This is a genomic window from Paenibacillus urinalis (assembly GCF_028747985.1).
GTDB lineage: Bacteria > Bacillota > Bacilli > Paenibacillales > Paenibacillaceae > Paenibacillus > Paenibacillus urinalis.
In genome coordinates, this window is the sequence record NZ_CP118108.1 from 2,569,717 (window position 1) to 2,592,331 (window position 22,615).

Consider the following 22,615-nt stretch of genomic DNA (forward strand, 5'->3'; position numbering starts at 1 on the left):
GGCCTTTTGTATTTTTAATTATTGACGTGCCTGATGCAGCGAAGAGATGGCGACGCCTGTTAGTTGATTGGCAATTTCATGGGAGCTGCTCTTTAGTCCGTCCTTGAGCCACCGCCCAATATATCCTACAGTACCATATGCGAGAAAGATGGCATAGAATTCGTCCAGAAAAATCCGTTTCATCCGTGTGGAGAGCTGTTCTGACAGCTGAAAGATGAAGGCAGGATCTTCATAGCGTTCACGGTAAAAATCAGCATAATGCCGCACATGATCAAATATGGCGATGGTCACAGGCAGGAGATCCTTTTTATCTTGTAATTCCATACGAACGTTAGACTCCATCTGCTCATCCGTGCTGGCACCATATAGATTCATAAACTCTGTAGTAATCTGTTTGGTTAACTGGTCGTATAAATCGTACTTATCTTGATAATGAAGATAGAATGTTGTCCGGCTGACACCTGCTTTGTGCACAATGGCTCGGACCGAGATTTTATCAAAGGGCTGTAGGGAAAGCAGCTTGAGCAGCGCTTCAGCAATTAGAGATTTGGCGGAGAGGGTGTGCTCATCAGTACTATGCATTCTGAAGTATCCTTCCTTGCTAAACTGAACACTTGGCGCCATATTGTAAATTGAGTATGTAAAATAAGCTCTATTACAATAGAGATATGTTCACCAATTATTCTACTTTATTACACATAGGGAGGCAAAAAGATATGGACAAGGTATTCGTCATTACAGGTGGCACGGGTGGTATGGGAAGAGCGATCGCGAGCCGAATGGGGAAGCAGGGCAAGCTGCTTCTTGTGGATGTTAACGAGGATCGTTTGGCTCAGACCAAAGGGGATTTGGCTGCACAAGGGATCACAGAAGTAACTACAAGAACAGTAGATATTTCGAATGAACAGCAGATCAATGAATTGGCTGCATCCGCTGCGGAGCTTGGACAGTTAGGTGCAATGATTCATACGGCTGGCTTGTCCCCAACCATGGGTGACTCGAAGAGAATATTAGAAGTCAACGCGATTGGCACAGCGTTAATTTTGAAAGCGTTTTTACCATTCGCAGTTCCTGGAACGGTTGCCGTGTGTATTGCATCTTCATCTGGCCACTCTGTTCCTCGTAATGAAGCGTATAACCAGATCTTAATCAATCCGCTGGCTCCGGACTATGTTGAGCAGATGGAAAGATTTGCTCAGGGCAATTCAGGTGCGGCCTACGGCTTCTCCAAACTAGGCGTCATGCTCATGGTGGAAGATCAGGCATGGGACTGGGGACAGAAGGGAGCACGCATTGTCTCTCTATCTCCGGGAATCATCAACACGCCAATGGGAAGACAGGAGTCTGCACAGCAGGAAGTGATGAAAGAAATGCTGGCGAGAACGCCGCTTGGACGAGAAGGGGAGCCAGATGAAATCGCTTCTGCCGTAGAATTCTTGTGCAGCAGCCAGGCATCGTATATTTCGGGGACGGACTTGCTCGTAGATGGAGGAACGACGGCAAGTATGCGAAGAAATGCGGCAAAATAAAGCTGCAAGCACTATAGTTATAATCTAGCCATGCAGAGGAACTGCATGGCTTTTTCGCTTTTATTGTATGCAGATGATTCCTTTTATTTACATCTATTATGGTAAAATATGGTGTGTAGCAATGAGTCTACAACGAATGGGGAGGAATGAATATGCGTGTAATTGAGTTCGATTATCCTGTAAAACAAGTTACCTACAAAACGGTCGGAAAACGTAAACTGAGCCTGTACATATTTGAGTCTGAACATCCCGATAATTCAGCTAAGAATAGGACAGCCATCTTGTTTTTTAATGGAGGGAGTTTCAAAAAGGGTCCTTTATCACCAGCTCAATTTCAGAATCAGGCACGGTATTTAGCTTCTCGGGGTATTGTTGCAATCTGTGTTGATTATCGAAACGGCCATGATGAAGGCTTTACTCCCATGCAAGCGATCTGTGATGCCAAGTCGGCAGTAGGATGGATCAGAAGCCATGCGACGGAGCTCGGTATAGATCCAAATCGCGTTGTCATGTGCGGCGCCTCCGCTGGTGGATATACTGCTGTATCCTCGATCATGTTTGAAGAGTTTAATGATGATAACAGTACCAATCATATCCCGAACGCCCTAATTGTGTTCGCAGCCGGTATGGATGGGGTGGACATTATGGGCAGATTGTTTCCTGATTTACTAGAGACTGCGACAGATCTGTCTCCTATTCATCATATTAAGAAATGTCTGCCGCCTACCCTCTGGATGTGTGGAACCTCGGATGAACTCTACGCGCAGAATCAAACCTTTGTCGAGCAAATGAATCAAGCAGGCAACAACATTACGTTTCTAACCTATGATGGCATGGGACATGGCTTCTTTAATTATGGATGGCATGAGAACAAGCCTTATAATGACACAACATTAGAAATTCAGCACTTCCTGGCGTCTGTGGAAGCTGAACATTCAGCCTCATAACCTTAATCTTTGCTTCACGAAAGATTCATCCTAACTTAATTCATTTCATGATTGATGAAAATTCTCTAAGTTTAAACATTAATGAGGCCAATATGACGTTCGTCATGAAGGAGTTAGGTCTCTTGTGAAGAAGTTCTAAGATGGAAGAAATATTCCATTGCAAGCCGCAAAAAGTACAAATTTTTGAAGGAGGTTTTCATTTTGGCAGAGAACAAGGACAAGAATGCATCAAGCGAGCAAGATGTACAGCGCGAGACACTGACGACGCGGCAAGGTCATCCAGTAAGGGATAATCAGAACATTCGTACAATCGGTAATCGTGGGCCAGCCACACTTGAAAACTATCATTTTATCGAAAAAATTTCTCATTTTGACCGGGAAGAGGTACCTGAGCGTGTCGTGCATGCTAGAGGAACCGGAGCATTTGGATATTTCGAAACGTACGGAAAAGTAGGAGATGAGCCGGTAGAGAAGTATACTCGGGCCAAAGTATTCTCCGGCGCGGGTAAGAAGACCCCGCTGATGGTTCGATTTTCCACGGTTGCAGGAGCGAAGGATTCTCCAGAGACAGCCCGCGATCCCCGCGGATTTGCAGTCAAAATGTATACGGAAGACGGCAACTGGGATCTCGTAGGTAACAACCTTAAGATCTTCTTTATCCGGGATGCCATGAAATTCCCTGATATGATTCATGCTTTTAAGGCGGACCCTGCTTCGAACGTCTCTCATCCTCAGCGGATGTTTGACTTTGTATCACGCTCGCCTGAAGCGACGCATATGATCACATTCCTGTTCTCTCCGTGGGGTATACCGGCTACATATCGCCATATGCAAGGCTCAGGGGTTAATACTTATAAATGGGTCAACGATAAAGGCGAGGCCGTGCTTGTAAAATATCATTGGGAGCCGAAACAAGGGATTCGCAACCTAACCCAGGAGGAAGCCGATTCTATTCAGGCGAAGAACGTCGGTCATGCGACTCAGGACTTGTATGAAGCCATCGAACGAGGCGACTATCCTGAATGGGAGCTGTTCGTACAGATCATGGAGGATGACTATCATCCTGAGCTGGACTTTGATCCGCTCGATGATACGAAGCTGTGGCCAGAAGATAAATTCCCATGGCTTCCGGTAGGCAGAATGGTGCTGGATCGTAATCCGGTAGACTTTCACGCGGAGATTGAACAAGCCGCATTCGGTACAGGTGTGCTGGTAGACGGCATGGATTTCTCCGATGATAAAATGCTGCAGGGCCGTACCTTCTCCTACTCTGATACGCAGCGATATCGTGTAGGAGCGAACTATCTTAAGCTTCCGGTAAATGCACCGAAAACGGAGGTTCGCACGAACCAGCATCGCGGACAGATGGATATCCGTGATCCGAAGGAATCCGGAGATAACCCACATATCAACTATGAACCGTCCATGATCGGCGGGTATCAGGAAGCGAGCAGAGAAGGTCATCCTCAGCACCGTCCGACGTATAATGCTGCAGCGATGAGCGAGCCTATTGATCGTCCTAACAACTACGGTCAGGCAGGGGAGACGTATCGCAGCTTTGAGGACTGGGAACGTGATGAATTGATCAAGAACCTGTCTGAAGCACTTGCGGTATGTGACCCAAGAATTCAAACGGCGATGGTCGAGCATTTTACGCAGGCAGATGAGGATTATGGCCGACGTGTAAGAGAAGGCATTGAGAAGAAAGTCAAAGAGCTGCGTGAGATGGAGCAGGAAGGCAAGCTTCCTGGCCGTGAATCAGGCTCTTCGAAATATGGACAAGGCTCACTGGCAGCAAACCAAGCAACCAAGGATGCGGTGAAGAAGAGCCATGAGGCAGATCCTTATTAATCTGTAATATAATATTCCGGATTAAACGGAACAGAAACGTCATTTTCCCTTGCTGAATCAGGGGAGATGACGTTTTTATGTGCAGCATAGAGTCGTTTATAACTTTCCTCTAACCCTAAGGAGAAAATTCCTGCTTGTAAAAACATCTAATTAGAGTTATTATAGACACATTATATCCATAATAATTGATTGTAGTGGATAACCAAGAATGCATGAACAGCATTCTAGAAGCATTGAGAGAGACAGTAAGCATCACTGCGACACATTTTTACGTACTAATTATAGATATAAAATATCTATAATATCTTATATTTAGAGAGGGGATTTAGATATGACTTATGATTGCATTATTGTTGGCGGCGGCCCTGCGGGCTTGAATGCTGCACTTGTGTTGGGCCGAGCAAGAAAGAAGGTCTTGGTGATTGATGCCGAGGAGGCTCGGAACAGAGTGACTCGTCACTCCCACGGATTTCTCACTCGAGACGGAATTACCCCGCATGAGTTCCGGCGAGTGGCAAAGGAGCAGATTGAGGCGTATCCAAGCGTAACTTTCACCACGGATACAGCCGTGTCTGCGAGTGGAGCGGATGGGGATTTTACAATTACCACGGATAAAGGTTTAGCGTATCATGCTAAAAAGGTGCTGCTGGCGGTTGGGAAGAGAGATATCCGACTTCCAATGGAAGGATTGGCAGAGGTATATGGGAAGAGCGCCTTTGTCTGTCCTTATTGCGATGGCTGGGAGCTTAGAGATCAGAAGCTGGTCGTTATTGTCAGCCATGACAAGGCATTGCATTTGGCGAAGACCTTATCCGGCTGGACTCGAGATTTCACGATCTGCACGAATGGAGATGAGAAGATGTCGACAGAGGACAGAGAACAGCTGTTTAAACATCACATTCCGGTATTTGATACTCCTATTTCTGAGAATAAACGGAATGGTTGAAGGTATTCGTTTGGATGATGGCACGATGATTCCATGTACCGGGATTTTCTTCGCTCCAGAACTCGGTATTGGCTCTGACCTTCCTCAGCTTCTAGGCTGTGAATCAGCCGAGGATGGAACGGTGGTTGTAGATAAATTCGGGAAGACAAGTGTGCCCGGAGTGTATAGTGCGGGAGATTCAGCAACTCAGATGTACCAGCTTATTATGGCTGCTTCTATGGGTTCCATGGCTGCTGCGGGAATTAATTCAGAATTGCTGGCAGAAGCCTGGGAACAGTCATGGTGATTTCTTGACGCTGTCTTGAAATAAAAGGTATTATGGACTCATTAAATCTTTTATCGAGGCGATGATAGGCAAATGAAATACTCCAAGGCAACAAATTATGCTCTGCATACGATGCTGTTTCTAGCAGCGGCTACTCCGGATAAGCCTGTCGGTGTTCAGCAGCTGGCTGAGCGGCAGAAGGTATCTTCCACGTATTTATCCAAGATCTTGACGAAGCTGGTCAAGGCAGGGATGATTGAATCGGTCTCAGGAGCAAACGGGGGATATAGCTTGAGACGCGGCTGGGAAGAGATCTCTTTCCTTGATATTATACACGCAATAGAAGGAACGACTTCCTTGTTCGAATGCAATTTAAACCACGGATCCGAGTGCTTGATACAGCAGGTCGTGCTGGAAGCAGAGGGCAAAATGGAAGAACATCTGAGAAGTCAGACCATATCCAGTCTCGCAAAGATGCTTCAAGTAAAAAGTTAAAGGAAGGATTCATTCCTACTGTGCGAAAAATAGAAAACGCATGGTGAATGAAGATTGTACATTTCACATTGCACATGCTGACATGGTAGACAGTTCCTACCGAGCTTTCTACCTTTGCTGCATAAGATGGATACACTAACGTCATATTAGAGATATTATATATCTATAAACACTTTCAATAAGAGGAGATGAGTCAATGAATATTGAAGCTTCTGCGAACCAGGCTAATCATTCTGGACCCCAGAACAACGATCTGATCTCCTTGCTGCAGCCTGCAGCCGGAGAGCGAATACTGGACGTAGGCTGCGGAAATGGGAATTTAACGGCCAAGATTGCGGCTGCCGGCGCGATTCCAACAGGAATTGATGCCTCAGAGGAAATCATAGCGAAGGCAAAGCTAAATTATCCTGAACTGCAGTTATCGGTTGAAGATGCTCGGTATTATAGAACTGAAATTCCATATGATGCTGTATTTTCGAATGCCGTGCTGCACTGGATCAAGGATGCACCTGCAGTCGTCAGCTCCATCGGGTCTGCCCTTCGGAATGGCGGCAGATTCGTGGCGGAATTCGCGGCAAGCGGTAATATCGCTATTATACTGACTGCAATCAGAGCAGAGCTGGAACAGTATGGATACGAGTGGGAGGGAAGAAACCCTTGGTATCATCCTACAATCGGTGAATATTCCAGTCTGCTGGAGCAAACGGGATTCAAGGTCATTTTTGCTCAGCATATGGACAGTAAATCTACGTTAAAAGGGGGATTAGGGATTCGGAACTGGATGGATAACTTCTCTTCTTATCTATTCGGGGGGGTTACGGCTGAACACCAAGCGCTCATATATGATGCTGTGGAAGAACGAGTGAGGTCTGAGCTATACAAGGATGGTCATTGGATGATCGACATCAGCAGACTGCGGATTGCAGCCATCAAACCGTAGTTAAACCATGTGATCATTTCGTATAAAACCTTTATGTATGAAAGTCGCGATTTCGCGGCTTTTTTCGTGCGAGAAATTTTAGAGAGCTGCCAATTCATTTATGAGGTTTTATTGAGCGAGGGCTTCCTTCGTGATCTGCTTAATATCATAAGGGGAGGTCATACATTCGTCGATAATGTCGGGGAGGATCTGCTCCAGAAAATAACGAACACAGTGCAGGTCGATATTCTTAATCTTCACAATTGCATTGCGATACATTGCAACAAATTCCTTCTCTGTGTTACCTCTTTGCAATTCTACAAACGCTTCATATACCTGATCGAGCTTGTCTGCCACCTCTAGGATTAGCCCTTCAACAGAATTGTCTTTGCCTTCACGAAGCTGTCTGCGGAAGATCGACTTAAATTCCTCGGGAATATTTTCCTCGATAAAGTGCTGAACCATGCCTTCTTCTACCTGCTGCAGCATGGCGCGGAGCTCAAGAGAGTAGTGCTTGACAGGGGTCTTAATATCGCCGATAAAAATTTCGCCATAGTCATGGCTGCTTGTAATCTCGTATAGCTTTTTCCAATCTACGTGGACTCCATGCTGCTCCTCGATGTCAGCCAGGGTCTTGGCATATTGCACTACCTTCCAGGAATGCGCAGACACGCTGTGCTCTTCAAATTTAAACTTCCCAGGTGTGCGTATGATGCGCTCAAGATCGTTCAATGAACGAAAGTAAGTGTGAATTCCCATATGTCTAATCATCCTTTGTGTTATCAATGTGTGTACGTACAACCCAACTGTAACACCGATATGTCATCGCAGGATTAAGCAGGAACTCGATTCATGTTAACGAATAAGGGCTTTAAGAATTTACTGAAGCTTTGGATCAACCGCTGAGCGATGACCGTTTTGTTTGACTTCATCAAAAAGTGTTTCATCCGCTTGTGGCTGCTCCTGAGTTGTCGGATTAAGATTATTCATTAGCTTCTCTATATCCGCCATTGTAATCGGTCTAGCATGCGGCATCAGTTCATATCCGATATGTCCATTAGATTCAATCGTTGCGTTCTTCACATCGGATAGATGAGAGATCCCGTTCTGTCTAAGCCTTACCTCCAGCTGATCGACAGTCATTCGCATGGATCGTAAATTATCCGTTCTTAATTGTCCGTTCTCAATGACCAGCTTCGCTTTCCCTGACAATAGTTCTTCCACCCAGTTGAATCTATACTGGAGGTATTCAAGGAGCAGCAATGACAGAATGAAGATGCTGGCTGAGCCGATTGCTTTCCCCAAGTGCTCATTAGCTATGGGCTGGACGATCGTTGTCCCAATAGAGATCATTACTACCGTGGTTGCTACGCTCATTTGAGAGATCGACTTTCTTCCTGCCACACGAAGTAATACCACGCCGGCAATAACTAAGAGGAGAGATTTCCATATCCATTCCATATAAACACCCGCTTTCGTCATAGATGCAATCCATAGTATTTGTTATTGCTGCTAGTTTATTCAATTGACGCGAACCCGCACTTCCATATGAGGAACTCTAAGCATGGGCTCACAGCGATATACAGACTAGGCAGGATGAATGACCTTATGTACAATGAAGAGGACAATGGAAGCGTATTACATCTTGAGGGCAGAGCGGAGTGAATAGGATGGAGAACAAGCGAAGAAAAATTTTGTTTCAAGGCGATTCGATAACGGACGGCAATTGGGGGCGTAACCTCGATCCGAACCACATACTGGGACATGGATATGTATATATTATAGCTGCACAGCTTGGTTCCCAGTATGCAGAGTCTCAGCCGTATTTTATGAATAGAGGGGTCAGCGGTAATCGCGTATCTGACGTTTATGCCAGATGGAATGAGGATGCAATCAGCTTACAGCCGGATCTGATTAGCCTGCTAGTAGGTGTGAATGACGCTCACAGTATCATTTCAGGCAGTGCTCGGGGGGCTACAGACCGGTATGAGCGAATCTATCGACAGCTGCTGGACGAGACATGCGAAGTATTGCCAGATACAGGGATTGTGTTATGTGAGCCGTTTGTAATGCATTCAGAAGCAACGGATAAAGATTGGAGCGAGTGGAGCTCAAAAATGGACGAGTACCGCAGTGTCGTTCGGCATTTAGCAGAAGACTACAATACCCTTTTCGTGCCTCTGCAAGAAACCTTCAATCAAGCGGCGAACCGTGCAGATACAGCCTATTGGGTGTGGGATGGAATTCATCCGACAACTGCTGGACACCAGCTTATTGCAAATGAATGGCTTAAGGTTGTTCAGCAGAGCAAGTATACGATCGGGTAACAATGACAGATCTATATTTTGAAATTAGGAGGCTGTATGAACATGAACAATAATAAAGGCTGTATTAAATGTGGAAGTAAAAACGCAGACAGTAAAGAAGTAGCCATGACGGGAACAGGATTGTCTAAAATGTTTGATATTCAAAACAATCAATTTATCGTCGTGTTCTGCAACAATTGCGGATATTCCGAATTTTACAACAAGAAAGCCTCGCAGGGCTCTAACATTCTGGACTTTTTCTTCGGTTAAGGAGTTCATGACATCATGCAGTTAACAGGGATTCAAGACCATAATTTACATAAACAAGGAATTCGGAAAACATAAGCAGAACATAGTGATAACTGGATAGCTGATCCATATCTACTGGTGCTGATGTTCTCATACATGCTGCTGGACGAGCTATCCTCACATCCAAATGGAGGTGTACTATGTTCAAGTCGCAAGCGTTAAAGAAGCCGAAGGGAAGTATGAAATTATGGATATCACTGTTTCTTGCCTGCATCATGTTCAGTATGACTGTATTGCCTGCACAGGCTGCATCGCCACAGAAGACAGTTAATGCCTCAGCTAAGCTGGCCTACAATCTTAAGGGATTGAAGCACAACGTCGTTGTACAAAAAGCTTATATTGCTGACAAGTATCTGTACGTAACCCAGCGCTCAAAAGGCACTTGCTATCTGTCGAGACTGCTGATCGATGGCACGAACGCGAATTATGTGGACGAGATGACGGTAACGAATACCGGCCATTGCCAAACGCTCGACATGTATACGTACAATGGGGAGAATTATTTCTATTTCAGCTCAAAAGCGGATGCCTCCACGTCTTATTACTGGTCACTGCAAGTCGCAAGACTTAAGTATGCGGCAGGAACCACGGTGGATTATACGGATCTGCGCCGGTTTACCTACATGAATTATGCGAATAAAACAGGCGCTAGACTAGGAGACACCTATCGTGTTGATGGAGGCGGCAACAGTACACATACCTTCTTCCGAGTCCAGACCGCTGAAGGTACCGTGACATGGTCGATCTATGACACTGCCAAATTGAATCAGCTTCTAGACAGCAATGAGCAGGTACGGATGGACAGCGCAGCGGCGGTAAGTGCCTGTGTCAGCAGCTTTACTCAGTCGGGAAGCGGCATTATCCGGCCGAATGGTTCTTTTCAGGGAGCAGATATGCTGGGTAGTACAGAGATTTACACATCGGGTGGAGCTGAAGGAGATACGCCTCAAATTGCGATGATTTCGAACTCAGGTACCTTCAAAACTCTCGTGAACATAACGAATGTAGGGAACCACGAGATCGAAGGGGTCCAGACCAAGAACGGCAATGTCTATTTCACAATTGTTCCCGATCCGGTTAACAAGACAAATACACAAAAAGTATATTACGTCCCAGATTCCGTGTTTAACTAATAAACGCGGATGGTTCAGAGCGACTCAATCGAGTGCCTAGTACAAGCTTTGAGAATTTAGATTTGAAGAATTATTAGGTAATCAGCGTCATTAACAATCATTTTTCTTTTTTTCTAGAAAACTCTTGAATAAGTTTATCACATCTGTTATTGTAGTCCTTGCGTGAAATGGAAAGCTAATTATCGTAACGGATCTTTCCAGCAGATAATTTTGACCACTCCTACGATAAAGGTAGGACGTTAAGGCCACACGGACAGCCGGGTCAAATGCCGATCGGCAACTTTCGTTGCCTTATTGATTGAGTTAAAAGCTCAAATTTTATAAGTTGGTTACTTTACAACCTGTGCACTGCACATCAACTTGTGAAACGGTCAATAAGAGTGGAAAAAGTAATTATTTGCTGACAGACTCTGATCCATTATTGATATACTCATAAATATGAATGAGCCTTCTCATGTTCATGTGACCATCTCGGATGGTTATGGAGTAATTATGCTTATTTAATATTTACGATATATCGTAAGCAAGTGTGATGCGCAATTATGCGATTTTTACACTTGCTTTTTTGTTTTGAGAAGCTATGAATACCATACTTTTCTTGCAAATTTCACAAGTGGCATACATTCGGCTGATTTGGTTGTACTGAATACGGCTTGAAAATTTAATTTGTTAGGAGATATGAGAATGGGAAAAGCACTTATTATTGGCGCCGGCGGCGTAGCATCAGTAGCAGTTCACAAATGTGTTCAGAACAGTGAAGTATTCGAAGAAATTTGCATTGCGAGTCGTACCAAATCGAAATGCGATGAGCTAAAAGCAAAACTGGATGGCGGAAAAACGAAAATTACGACAGCTCAGGTCGATGCGAACAACGTAGATGAACTCATTGCTCTAATTAACGAAGTTAAACCGGATATCGTAATGAACCTGGCTTTGCCATATCAAGACCTAACAATTATGGATGCTTGTCTTGCAACGAAGACACATTACATGGATACGGCGAATTACGAGCCGGAAGATACAGCGAAATTTGAATACAAATGGCAATGGGATTACAAAGAGCGCTTTGAGCAAGCAGGAATTACTGCACTTCTTGGAAGCGGCTTTGACCCAGGCGTAACAGGTGTATTCTCAGCATATGCACTTAAGCATTACTTTGATGAAATTGAATATATCGACATTCTGGATTGCAACGGCGGCGACCACGGCTATCCGTTCGCAACGAACTTCAACCCTGAGATCAACATCCGTGAAGTTTCGGCGAACGGAAGATACTGGGAGAATGGCGAATGGATCGAAACCAAGCCGATGGAGATCAAACGTGTATACGACTTTGCTGAAGTAGGTGAGAAGGACATGTACCTTCTGTACCATGAAGAGCTTGAGTCCCTGGCGAAGAACATCCCTGGCCTGAAGCGTATTCGTTTCTTCATGACATTTGGACAAAGCTACCTTACACATCTGAAGGCACTTGAGAATGTGGGCATGACTTCGATCGAGCCGATCGAATTCGAAGGCAAGCAGATCATTCCATTGCAATTCCTGAAGGCGGTATTGCCAGATCCCGCTTCGCTCGGACCACGTACAGTAGGTAAAACGAACATTGGTTGTATCTTCAAAGGGAAGAAAGATGGCCAAGACAAGACTTACTACGTCTACAATATCTGTGATCACCAAGAATGCTTCAAAGAAGTAGGCTCCCAGGCGATTTCTTACACTACGGGTGTTCCTGCGATGATCGGAGCAGCGATGGTGATGACTGGTAAATGGAATAAACCAGGCGTATACAATGTAGAGGAATTCAATCCAGATCCATTCATGGAAGAGTTGAACAAATGGGGACTTCCGTGGGTAGAAGATTTCAATCCGGTGCTTGTAGATCAATTGCCGGAGGAAGCTAAGAAATCGGAGTCTGTTCGCTAAGATGAAGTTCGAGGAACTACCTACACCCTGTTTTGTCGTCGATGAGGAACTCATCGAGAAGAATCTGAAGATCCTGAATGGTGTTATGCAGCGTACAGGAGCCGAAATTATTCTTGCACAAAAAGCATTTTCCATGACTGCAATGTATCCCCTGATCGGAAAATATTTGTGTGGTGCAACAGCGAGCGGTTTGTTCGAAGCACGTTTAGGCTATGAGGAGATGGGCAAGCAGAACCATGTGTTTGCCCCTGCCTACCGTGAGGATGAGATCGATGAGATTATCTCGATCTGCGATCATATTATTTTTAATTCCTTCTCACAGCTGGAGAAGTTCAAGGATAGAGCGCTGAAGGCTGGACGACAAGTTGGACTTCGTATTAACCCGGAATGCTCCACGCAGGAAGGTCACGAAATCTACGATCCATGTTCTCCAGGCTCGAGATTCGGTGCGAAGCACGAGGATTTCCGTGCAGAGCTGCTCGAAGGCGTGACGGGTCTTCACTTCCATACGCTATGTCAGCAGAACTCTGATGATTTAGAGACGACGCTGAATGCAGTGGAAGAGAAGTTTGGACAGTGGCTGCCACAGATGGAATGGATCAATTTTGGCGGTGGACATCATATTACGAGAGAAGATTATGATATCCCAAGACTTGAAGCATGCATTAAAAGAATGCAGGAGAAGTATGGTCTTAAGGTAATTCTGGAGCCGGGAGAAGCTGTAGCCCTCAACGCAGGTTACTTGGTGACTTCTGTGCTGGATCTTCACAAGAATGGGATGGATATTGCCATTCTTGATACATCGGCAACTTGTCATATGCCGGATGTACTCGAAATGCCTTACCGTCCGCCTCTATTGGGTTCCGGTGAACCGGGAGAGAAGCCATATACCTATCGACTTGGCGGGCAAACCTGCTTGTCGGGCGATGTCATCGGAGATTACTCTTTCGATCAGCCGCTGAAGGGCGGAGACCGACTGGTATTCGGAGATATGGCGATCTATTCCATGGTGAAGACAAATACGTTTAACGGTATGCCATTGCCGGCTATTGCGGTGAAACGTAAAGACGGTAATTGTGAGGTCGTTCGCGAATTCGGATACCAGGATTTCAAGACGAGACTTGCTTAATTTACTTATAACAAAATTAATCAACACAATAAAGCACTAACCTCGTTAAATCGTGAGGTTAGTGCTTTATTGTGTTATTTCATAAATCTGGAGCTATCCAGCCTCGATTAAAGAATAGTCAACCTAATCAAGATTAAGATCTTTTATGCTTGTTATGATCTTTGTGGTGACAACGATGTTTACATACGACAAGTGCTTTTTCACCTGGTTTCAAAACGACAACTTTTATTTTTTTTCTTTTAAGAAACTCTTTAACCATTTCGTTCATATTTTTCACCTCCCACTTTGACAGAAGGAGTCACATTTTTATTTTCAAATTAAGACCATTTAAAAGCTTTAACAATAATTACAAGCAATATAAACAATACTAGAATGACACCGAGGGTTTTGGAAGAACCATTATCATAGGAAGTTCCTTGAACAGAATTAGTCATCACTTGCACCTCCCATCCTGCATCATATTTTCAATTTATGCACCGTTCTATCGATATGATTAAACTATCATCTACTTTTTATAGAATTGTACACATTTACTAGACCTTCTCAGAACTGCACAGCAAATTATCGGAGATGTAAATGAGGGGGAAAAAAACGCATAAAACGTAACCATTATCATGATGACGACTTCGATTTCAACAAGGAGCCTTCAGAAGATGAGGGCTCTTTTTCCGCTGTTCACCATGTATGATTCATAATGACTACATTTATGGTAGAATGTTACATAAAAAGGAGCTTGTCATTATGAGTAAAATAAAATGATCAATTGGTTTGCTCTAGGAGATACCGATTATAAATATCTGATTTCATTAGTATTTTATGCCGGACTAGCTATCGCGCTATATTACTCTTATATTTTCGGAAAGGCCGTATCCGTCTTATTTCCAACTACGATCACGGAGTCAACTGGATTTCACATTTATTCGAGTGTAGAAGCCCCAAATTACGTACTTGGTATGATAGGGGGAATCTTGTTTTTCTTCGTGTGTATGATCATTTGGAAGCTATTGTGTGAATTACTTCTGCTCGTCTTTGAAAGCTTACGAATATACATAGATAGTAAGAAAATGAAGGAACATTCGGAATAACACGCAAAAAAGGACAGTTGCACTTATGCAGCCGCCCCTTTTTTAACGTAAGCTTACTCGTATTTACAACGGAATTTCGTGAACTCAGCAGATGCATCTTTACCACAAGCATATAAACCAATGACTACACCCGTAAATCCTCCAGCGACCTCTGAGGATAGGTATTTCGTTTGGGCTGTTCCTAGCGGGATTTGTTGATCTCCTTGCTGAAGGAAGAAACTATAGCGTTCATGGACAGCTTCAACGATAAGTGTGGCGTGATTGCTGTCTGGCAGAGGTATCGTCGTTTGAATCGCTTTGATATCCCCAATGTTAAGACGCTCAATCACCTCATAGCCTTGTTCACACTGACGGATTGCCAGATCGTAACGGTGGTTCTCATCCATATAGAGTGTGATGCCAGCTTCACCGTTTGTAACGGCAACCTCACAAGAAATGGTTGCATTAAAATCTCTTTGTCTTATGCCTATAAAGGTAGGTGATTCAGCTTGATCTAGTGTAACTTCAGTCCCTTTGAGCGTCATTTTATCCGTTCCGAGTTCATAATTCTCGAAGTGTGGGTGACGAAGATAGGACCAGTCCAGGCTCCATTCCGTATTCTCGAAGGTATACTCTTTCTTCTCATTCTGCACAACATGCTCCGGGATCCGGTTAGTCTCAAAGCTAGTTAATGTCGTCCCGTTATGTCCTGCTGTAAACCATCCATCCTCACCGAAAGTAACCGGCGTCAGGAAGACTTCTCGTCCCAAGTGGTGGTAAGGGATCCATTTGCCAATCTGGCGGAAGCCCAGGTGGAAGAGCCACCAGTTTCCCTCCTGATTCTGAATCAAATCACCATGACCAACGGCCTGAACTTCATAACCACCCAAATTACGATTCGTCAGAACCGGATTATGCGCGTAGGGTTCAAAAGGACCGTGAAGTGAAGAAGAGCGGGCATAGGTCTCCATATGACCAAATTCCGTTCCACCTTCAGCGGCTAATAAATAGTACCAGTCATTAATTTTGTACATATGCGGGCTTTCAAGAAAACGCCCCCCTGTACCTTTCCAAATAGGGAGGCTAGGAGATAATTTGCGGCCTGTTTCGATATCAATCTCACATTGAAGAATAACACCTGTACCGTCGTCGTCGCTTCCATTGCTCATGAAGTAGGCTTTGCCGTCTTCAAAGTACAGATCCGGGTCGATACCACCTTGATCAATATAGATCGGATCAGACCACTCCCCATAAATATCATCTGTCCAGACATAAAAATTCTGATGGGTCGTATCGTTTGTGGTAGTCATATAGAAGCGGCCATTGTTATGTCGTATGGTAGGGGCAAAAACGCCGCCTGAGCTGTTCACCTTATCCAGCATGACTTGGCTTTTTCTAGTGAGTACATGTCCGATCTGCTTCCAATTGATCAGGTCCTTACTCTCAAAGAGCGGAACACCGGGAAAAAACTGAAATGAACTGGTAACAAGATAGTAGGTATCATCTACTTTACAGACACTCGGGTCAGGGTAGAAGCCTTTGATAACCGGGTTGTTATATTTCATAAGTCACCTCAAGTATGTATAAATATAGTGGATTTAGAAAGCGTTAACGAAACCGTTTTAGTAAATCGATTTCATTATAGCATCCATGGTTTGATTCGGGCAATGGACTAACTTGCGAAACCCATCTAATTTTTATAGATTTTCAATCAACTTCAATCAACTTCAATCATCTGCTCCTTTTAATAGATACGTATGGAAGGATTTGGGTTTGATATATTGAATTATGAATACGTGGAATCCTCCGTCGTTACAGTAACATCTGAAAATATAAGTCTAAGGTGGAGATCAGAATGACACAGCAAACGAAACGCAGCCGTATGATGATATTCACAATTCTAGCCGTCATTCTACTCTCTGCAGCCATCTTTTATGCAGCCATCTTTGTGATTGAAAGGCCGGGCGGTATCGCTGATCGCCTATTATCAGAGGCAGTTGGCATGAATGATGATTTTTTGAAAATTCCAATCGGCAAGACACCGGAAGAGGCAGTTGAACAATTTAGAGGTGGCAGTTCATCTCCGTATGTCATACATCAAGAGCCTGTGGACGAAGGGATGCTGCTATTCAAGACAAGCACGAGACAAGATAGCGAGAATTTACAGGTCGAATATGTCCGAAAAACCCGGCTCGGCTGGAAATGGGTATGGGGAGGTGGTTTCTCAAACAGCGAAGCTTCTGATAAACCTTCTGCTGTCCATTATATGATTTTGCCTGAACTTAAGGGCGTTTCGACTCCGTTTCCAATGTTATTCGGATACCTTTTTGATCCCTCTGTTGTAAGAATAACGGTTGAGACGATAAAAGACGGAAGGTATGAGGCGAAGCAAATTGAAGCGGGACCTGATGAGCGCATATGGTTCGTGTTTCTTCCTTCATCAGCAGACATGCCTTATGAGATTAAGGGCTACGACGAATCCGGAGAACAGATTGCTAGCAAGATAGTAGATGATCCAAACGACAGCGGCATTTTCAATCTTGGCACAACGGCTTTATCTGCTCCATGATGAGGGCAAATGTAATCTAGTCACGATATTAGAGGTTTGGGGAGGATAAATGATTGTTAGCTCTAACAAAAATGATAGGACCATAAAATATAAAAAGAAGCGGATCAGGAGAGTAATTGCATTTATAACCGCTGGCGTACTGACTATTCATGGTGCAAATATCCTGCCAACTTCTATCATTAGTGCAGAAAAGGCAGATGTTTCTGTACGCACCTGGTATTCCGGTTCTACAATTAAAGTCCCTGAATTGAAACCAGCCTGGACACTCCAAGTTGATGGTGGTCTGGAGCAGAGCCAGGGTACAGGAGTTCAGGCCATCGCTGAAGAGGGTAAAGTGTTTGCATTTTCCGGCAATAAGCTGATCGCACTTGACGCACAAACGGGTAAACGGCTATGGAGTTACGGTAACGGAAGACATTTGAATCGACTCATCACGTATGATCAAGGGATCCTATATGGGATGACAACGGATAAGAAGCCTTATGCTCTCCATGCAAAGACGGGTAAATTAAAATGGCAGGCACAGTCATCCACTTATGTTGATGCATGGGAACGGACGGAAGCGTTAATCCCCACTTCCGATACATTATATGCGATCAATGGCAGTACCACCTTTGCATTTGATAAATTATCAGGCAAACTCAAGTGGAAGGTGGATGAAGAGAAGGCCGAAGGAAACGGTACTGCTTATTTCGAAGAAGCCGATGGCGTGGTGCTTAGAACCTTCTTAGTTCAAGGAGCACTCACATCCATTCAACTAAATGCATACGACAAGAAGACGGGAAAAGAGCTGTGGGAAGATTTTGGCCAAGGTGAAGCACTCAAGATCCAAGACGGACTCGTGTATTCGATAGACTATTACTCACCGATGCTGACGGATTATCAGTCTCTGCCCGATCGCAAGGTGATCGTAAATGCGTTTAACCTGAAGACCGGTGTGAAGAAGGGAAGCCGGGAGTACATGTGGAAGCTGGCTGGTGAACCACCGTATAGTTACTATTCGGGAGATGCATACCTTGCAGGGGACAAGCTGTACATTGAGCAAGGCGATAAGGTCGCAGTATACAATTTTAACAGCTACAAGGCTGGAGAGGACCCGCTCCGCAGATTACAGCGTCCTGATGGAGACAGCTTGGACATGCTCGGAGTTGTGCAGGAAAGACTCCTATTCAAGGATGCTTCAGGGAATTTAGCCGGCGTTAAGCTGGCGAACGGTCAGAGGATTGGATGGTATGGGGACGCGCCTGTGGCTCATATTGATGTGTACGGGAATGAAATCTATATGGCACAGCGTAACGGAACCCTGCTCGGTATTCATATGATGACAACTAAACCCGTCTTCCGAGTCAAAACAGGGGCTGATCTGCATGAGGCGACCCTCAAGACAAACGGAATGATTATTATACAGGCAGAAGGCAGGCTGATGGGAGTAAAGGTGCCCGCAACTATGCAGTAACGGAATTGACAGTTCGTTGTATGAATTAGCACTACTGCTTATGCAGTGGTGCTTTTTTAGTTCAAAAATCAGTTCATTTGTTGCGTCATAAGAGGTTTTTCCACCAATTTATGGAATATATTGCTCATCTGCTGGCTGTAAATTCCAGGAACAGTCACATTTAGGGTGAATATATTATGAGCTTAAAGGGAGGAGCCAAGTTTATGCCTACTTATATGATGCATCTGCTGCGTTTCAGCTTGCTTCTAGGACTGATTCCGGTCCTGACAATGGGCTTCTTATCTTATTACATTGCCGCTGGTGATGTCGAACAGAAGGTATTAGCCAGCAACACGCAGCTGCTTCGGCAAAACGAACAGCAGATTGATGACATGCTGAAAGGACTAGAGCGCTCTACACTGCAGCTAGCGAACTCCCCCCTGATGAAGCAAGCGTTACAAGAGAATTGGACACCCACTCATTTTCAGGAAATTCGAGAGATGTCTTCGGCTTTGTCTAATTTGCAAACCCCAGTCATGACCTCGGAGGCTTATTTTATCCATCTCGGGAATGGTACGGTCACAGGATTGGATCGCTTTCAGAGCCTGGATCAATTCAAGGATAGAGACTTAATCATGAAATATGCTTCCCATGACAGCAGCCTGTTCATGGATACATCGAGCAGCGGAATCTATACAACGTGGGTCCAAAAAATCCCCCTGTTCCCTATGCGTACGGGTCCAAAAGGTCTTATCGTCGTGAAGATGCCTAAAAAGCACATGGCAGAACGTTTATCGAGGGCATCAGAGCTGGGATCACCATATATTATCGATGCCGAAGGAAGGCTAATCCTTGGCTCCATCCCGGACTCCTGGCAAAATGAGCTGGATTCAGCGGTCAACACGGAGGTGCTCAGCAGTCTAAAAAACTCTGAAATGAAAAAGCAAACTGCAGCCCATTCATTTCGGACCAAAGTGGACGGCGGTCAATATAACGTAACCTATCTTCATTCGGCTTCTTACGGATGGACTCATGTGTCTGTCTCCTCTATTGAGGCCATAACCAAGCAAACACAGCATATCGCGTGGATTACAGCCATGGTGAGTGGCATCGTTTTAGTTGTTATTATTGTTACCGCTTACATTTGGAGCCGGCGCATGTACAAGCCGATTCATCGCTTGCTCGAATACTCGCGCCAGACGGATATCGAGCCCGATCAGAATGCCCAGCGTGCTGGTTCGAATGAACTCCACTATATAGAACAAAGCATTCGCAGACTCTCTTCCTCAAGAACAGAGCTTCAAGCACAGCTGTCTACGCATACAGAGCATATGAGTGAATCACTGATGCTGATGCTGCTATCTAATCGAATACAGGCGGATGAATTTGTGAAGCGATCTTCCAGATGTGATTTCCCGAAGTCTTGGCAAGCCTTATCGGTGATGAAGATACAGATTGATACCTTCCATTTAAGCAAGTATGAGGAGCATAATCTGGAGCTGCTGCTGTATGCCATAAATAATATGGTAGAAGAGCTAATCAGTCCGGCTTATAGATTTGCTCCGGTTATTCTGGAACATGCTCAAGTAACGCTGCTTATAGAGCCGCCCTCTGGAGCTGAGGAAGCGCAAGGGGAGGAACTATTCTATCAAATGGCGGTGAAATTGAAGGAACAGATCGAGAGTTACTTGCAGCTGCAAATCAGTATTGGTCTGAGCCGCTCCTTCCTCGATCTGTCTGCTGCTCCTGAAGCTTATCTGGAATCCGCCTCTGCCCTAAGGCAGCGGATGGTACCGGATGCGGGCCGAATTATACGTTACACTCCACATCGAACAGACCATTCAGACAGCAGAACCCCATATGCCAAGCTGCGGGAGATTGAAGAACATATTCTGTATTCACTGAGAAAAAGAGAGCAGGATCAGCTCTCGCTGGCAATGGACCTCTATCTGAACGAAATTACCGAAAATCGGGCCTTTCAACCGGAGCTCAATATCCTTCTCATTAAATTGGCCATGCGAATTATTGAAACAGCACAGACACAAGAGCTGAAATTACAGCTTGGCGGCACCTTAAGCGGAGAGAAGCTGCTGTCCAAGCTGACCAAGCTGAATACAAAGGAGGATATCCGTTATTGGTTCGAGCAGCAGCTGTTCCTGCCTATTATTCGTGCAATGGAACGGCAGGCGGAGGAACAGCAGGTAAGGATTGCGAGCCGTATGCTGGAAATGATTCATACCAGATTTGATCAGGACATCACGCTGGAATCGTGTGCTGCTGAATTGAATTACCATCCTTTTTATTTGAGCAGAGTATTTAAGAAAGATGTCGGCATGCCATTCAGTGAATATTTAACTTCCTATCGGATGAGCCAGGCAAAGCTGCTGCTGGAGAGCACGAGTCTGCTCGTGTCCGACATCGGACGCAGGCTGAAGTATGGCAATACGAGTGCCTTCATACGAACCTTTCGCAAATGGGCAGGAATGACGCCAGGGCAATATCGGGAGCAGTATGAACGAAGCACAGAGCGGCCGAAGCCGGAGCCAGAACTGAAGCGGGAACTGGAACTGAAGCGGGAGCGAGAGCCCAAGTTAGAACCTGAACGTTAGCGATGAGCTTCGGGTCCGCATTGACTATACCTTATATCCTGCATACCGAAGGTTATGTGGAAGTTATTGGACACTAGCGAGTTGAATTCTACAACAACGGAATGAAAGGTTATGAAATGATCATTTCCTGTCATCGTGTTGATCTGTATAATTATCCCTAATCTAATGCAGAAGGGGGAGGAAGATCATCAAGTACCGGTCAGAATTAGCGGATGCCAAGCCGGATGCGGTCATGATGAGAATGCGAAAAGAGGGATCATTGTCCATAGCAGGTCTACTACGAGATAAATGGCTGTATGTCATGCTTATACCTGGTATCCTATATTTTCTTATTTTCAAATACGTACCGATGTATGGTTTGATTATGGCGTTTCAGGATTTCAAACCGCATCTTGGGTTTTTCGGCAGTCCATGGGTAGGCGTGAAGCATTTCGAACGATTGTTCAGTGATCCGCAGTTTCTTATCTTGTTCCGCAACACGTTTCTGCTCGCTTTTTACAATTTGGTATTCTTCTTCCCGGCGCCGATCATTCTTGCTTTGATGCTGAATGAGATCCGGCGGGAAGGCTTTAAACGATTTATACAAACGCTCATCTATATTCCGCACTTTGTATCGTGGGTCGTTGTGGTAGGGATATGCTATATTTTGCTGACGACGGAGAACGGAATTCTTAATGAGCTCATCTATCAGCTGACGGGTCAAAAAATTGCCTTCCTGCTGGATGCAGAATGGTTCAGAACGGTTATTGTCTCTCAGCAAATATGGAAGGAAGTGGGCTGGGGAACGATTATCTTCCTTGCGGCACTAACGGGTGTCGATATGCAGCTATATGAGGCCGCACGGATGGATGGAGCAGGCAGATGGCGTCAGATATGGCACATAACTCTGCCTGCGATTCGGAGCACCATCATTATTCTGTTAATTCTTCGGCTTGGCAGTTTTTTGGATACCGGATTCGAACAGATCTTCCTTATGCTGGCCCCTACGAACCGGGATGTCGGCGAAGTGTTCGATACATTCGTCTATACCAAAGGGCTTCTCCAGGGGCAGTACAGCTATAGCGCAGCGGTAGGCATGTTCAAGTCCGTGGTGGCTCTCGTGCTGGTCGTCTCAGCCAATTGGATGGCCAAAAGGTTCGGAGAAGAAGGCGTTTATTAAAGGAGGGAATATAAGAGAAGGGGGTGT

At 44.9% G+C, this 22,615-nt stretch carries 19 protein-coding genes and 1 pseudogene; 15 read left to right on the forward strand and 5 right to left on the reverse strand.

Annotated elements, in window-relative coordinates:
• Positions 1 to 18 precede the first annotated feature (18 nt).
• Positions 19 to 582 carry a TetR/AcrR family transcriptional regulator C-terminal domain-containing protein gene (locus PUW25_RS11820; protein ID WP_052512273.1) on the reverse strand — a complete coding sequence of 188 codons (564 nt, stop codon included), beginning with the start codon at positions 580 to 582 and terminating at the stop codon, positions 19 to 21.
• 134 nt (positions 583 to 716) lie between these two features.
• Here PUW25_RS11820 and PUW25_RS11825 point away from each other — a divergent pair, with 134 nt between their 5' ends.
• The 6 genes and pseudogenes from PUW25_RS11825 to PUW25_RS11850 all read left to right on the forward strand — a co-directional run bounded on the left by PUW25_RS11825 (position 717) and on the right by PUW25_RS11850 (position 6,973).
• The gene (locus tag PUW25_RS11825; RefSeq protein ID WP_047913854.1) at positions 717 to 1,529 is read left to right on the forward strand and encodes an SDR family oxidoreductase; all 813 of its coding nucleotides are present in this window, start codon (positions 717 to 719) and stop codon (positions 1,527 to 1,529) included.
• A 152-nt stretch (positions 1,530 to 1,681) separates the two neighbouring features.
• Positions 1,682 to 2,476, forward strand: a complete 795-nt coding sequence (locus PUW25_RS11830) for an alpha/beta hydrolase (protein WP_047913855.1) — start codon at positions 1,682 to 1,684, stop codon at positions 2,474 to 2,476.
• Positions 2,477 to 2,677: 201 nt separating this feature from the next.
• Positions 2,678 to 4,327: a catalase gene (locus PUW25_RS11835; protein ID WP_047913856.1), complete on the forward strand. Its 1,650-nt coding sequence runs from the start codon at positions 2,678 to 2,680 to the stop codon at positions 4,325 to 4,327.
• 331 nt (positions 4,328 to 4,658) lie between these two features.
• Positions 4,659 to 5,559, forward strand: a pseudogene (locus PUW25_RS11840) (NAD(P)/FAD-dependent oxidoreductase).
• Positions 5,560 to 5,631: 72 nt separating this feature from the next.
• On the forward strand, positions 5,632 to 6,033 hold the full coding sequence (locus PUW25_RS11845) for an Rrf2 family transcriptional regulator (RefSeq protein WP_047913857.1): 402 nt from the start codon (positions 5,632 to 5,634) through the stop codon (positions 6,031 to 6,033).
• A 196-nt stretch (positions 6,034 to 6,229) separates the two neighbouring features.
• Positions 6,230 to 6,973 carry a class I SAM-dependent methyltransferase gene (locus PUW25_RS11850; RefSeq protein ID WP_047913858.1) on the forward strand — a complete coding sequence of 248 codons (744 nt, stop codon included), beginning with the start codon at positions 6,230 to 6,232 and terminating at the stop codon, positions 6,971 to 6,973.
• Positions 6,974 to 7,081: 108 nt separating this feature from the next.
• On the opposite strand, the gene PUW25_RS11855 is transcribed toward PUW25_RS11850, so the two are convergent.
• Positions 7,082 to 7,711: a YfbR-like 5'-deoxynucleotidase gene (locus tag PUW25_RS11855; protein WP_047913859.1), complete on the reverse strand. Its 630-nt coding sequence runs from the start codon at positions 7,709 to 7,711 to the stop codon at positions 7,082 to 7,084.
• Between the two features lie 120 nt (positions 7,712 to 7,831).
• Positions 7,832 to 8,413 carry a DUF421 domain-containing protein gene (locus PUW25_RS11860; protein WP_047913877.1) on the reverse strand — a complete coding sequence of 194 codons (582 nt, stop codon included), beginning with the start codon at positions 8,411 to 8,413 and terminating at the stop codon, positions 7,832 to 7,834.
• A 209-nt stretch (positions 8,414 to 8,622) separates the two neighbouring features.
• On the opposite strand from PUW25_RS11860, the gene PUW25_RS11865 reads away from it, so the two are divergent.
• The 5 genes from PUW25_RS11865 to nspC all read left to right on the forward strand — a co-directional run bounded on the left by PUW25_RS11865 (position 8,623) and on the right by nspC (position 13,752).
• Positions 8,623 to 9,279: an SGNH/GDSL hydrolase family protein gene (locus PUW25_RS11865; protein ID WP_047913860.1), complete on the forward strand. Its 657-nt coding sequence runs from the start codon at positions 8,623 to 8,625 to the stop codon at positions 9,277 to 9,279.
• Positions 9,280 to 9,321: 42 nt separating this feature from the next.
• Positions 9,322 to 9,528, forward strand: a complete 207-nt coding sequence (locus PUW25_RS11870; protein ID WP_047913861.1) for a zinc ribbon domain-containing protein — start codon at positions 9,322 to 9,324, stop codon at positions 9,526 to 9,528.
• Between the two features lie 218 nt (positions 9,529 to 9,746).
• Positions 9,747 to 10,700, forward strand: a complete 954-nt coding sequence (locus tag PUW25_RS11875) for a phage baseplate protein (RefSeq protein ID WP_238546490.1) — start codon at positions 9,747 to 9,749, stop codon at positions 10,698 to 10,700.
• Between the two features lie 684 nt (positions 10,701 to 11,384).
• Entirely contained in the window at positions 11,385 to 12,623 is a 1,239-nt protein-coding gene (locus PUW25_RS11880; protein ID WP_047913863.1) for a saccharopine dehydrogenase family protein, read from the forward strand.
• Between the two features lies 1 nt (position 12,624).
• Positions 12,625 to 13,752, forward strand: coding sequence for a carboxynorspermidine decarboxylase (nspC, locus tag PUW25_RS11885; RefSeq protein ID WP_047913864.1), 1,128 nt, complete (start codon positions 12,625 to 12,627; stop codon positions 13,750 to 13,752).
• Positions 13,753 to 13,885: 133 nt separating this feature from the next.
• Here the strand turns inward: nspC and PUW25_RS11890 are convergent, their stop codons facing one another.
• Positions 13,886 to 14,020 (reverse strand): hypothetical protein, encoded by a 135-nt coding sequence (locus tag PUW25_RS11890; protein WP_274338608.1) that lies wholly within the window; start codon positions 14,018 to 14,020, stop codon positions 13,886 to 13,888.
• Between the two features lie 870 nt (positions 14,021 to 14,890).
• On the reverse strand, positions 14,891 to 16,381 hold the full coding sequence (locus PUW25_RS11895; RefSeq protein ID WP_047911670.1) for a glycoside hydrolase family 43 protein: 1,491 nt from the start codon (positions 16,379 to 16,381) through the stop codon (positions 14,891 to 14,893).
• A gap of 290 nt (positions 16,382 to 16,671) precedes the next feature.
• Between PUW25_RS11895 and PUW25_RS11900 the strand changes: the two genes are divergently transcribed.
• The 4 genes from PUW25_RS11900 (at position 16,672) to PUW25_RS11915 (ending at position 22,588) form a co-directional block, all read left to right on the forward strand.
• Positions 16,672 to 17,385: a hypothetical protein gene (locus tag PUW25_RS11900; protein ID WP_047911671.1), complete on the forward strand. Its 714-nt coding sequence runs from the start codon at positions 16,672 to 16,674 to the stop codon at positions 17,383 to 17,385.
• 49 nt (positions 17,386 to 17,434) lie between these two features.
• Positions 17,435 to 18,841: an outer membrane protein assembly factor BamB gene (locus tag PUW25_RS11905; protein ID WP_274337075.1), complete on the forward strand. Its 1,407-nt coding sequence runs from the start codon at positions 17,435 to 17,437 to the stop codon at positions 18,839 to 18,841.
• A gap of 203 nt (positions 18,842 to 19,044) precedes the next feature.
• A complete protein-coding gene (locus PUW25_RS11910; RefSeq protein ID WP_047911673.1) occupies positions 19,045 to 21,429 on the forward strand; it encodes an AraC family transcriptional regulator in 2,385 nt (794 codons plus the stop codon).
• Between the two features lie 232 nt (positions 21,430 to 21,661).
• Entirely contained in the window at positions 21,662 to 22,588 is a 927-nt protein-coding gene (locus PUW25_RS11915; RefSeq protein WP_047911674.1) for an ABC transporter permease, read from the forward strand.
• Positions 22,589 to 22,615: the final 27 nt, after the last annotated feature.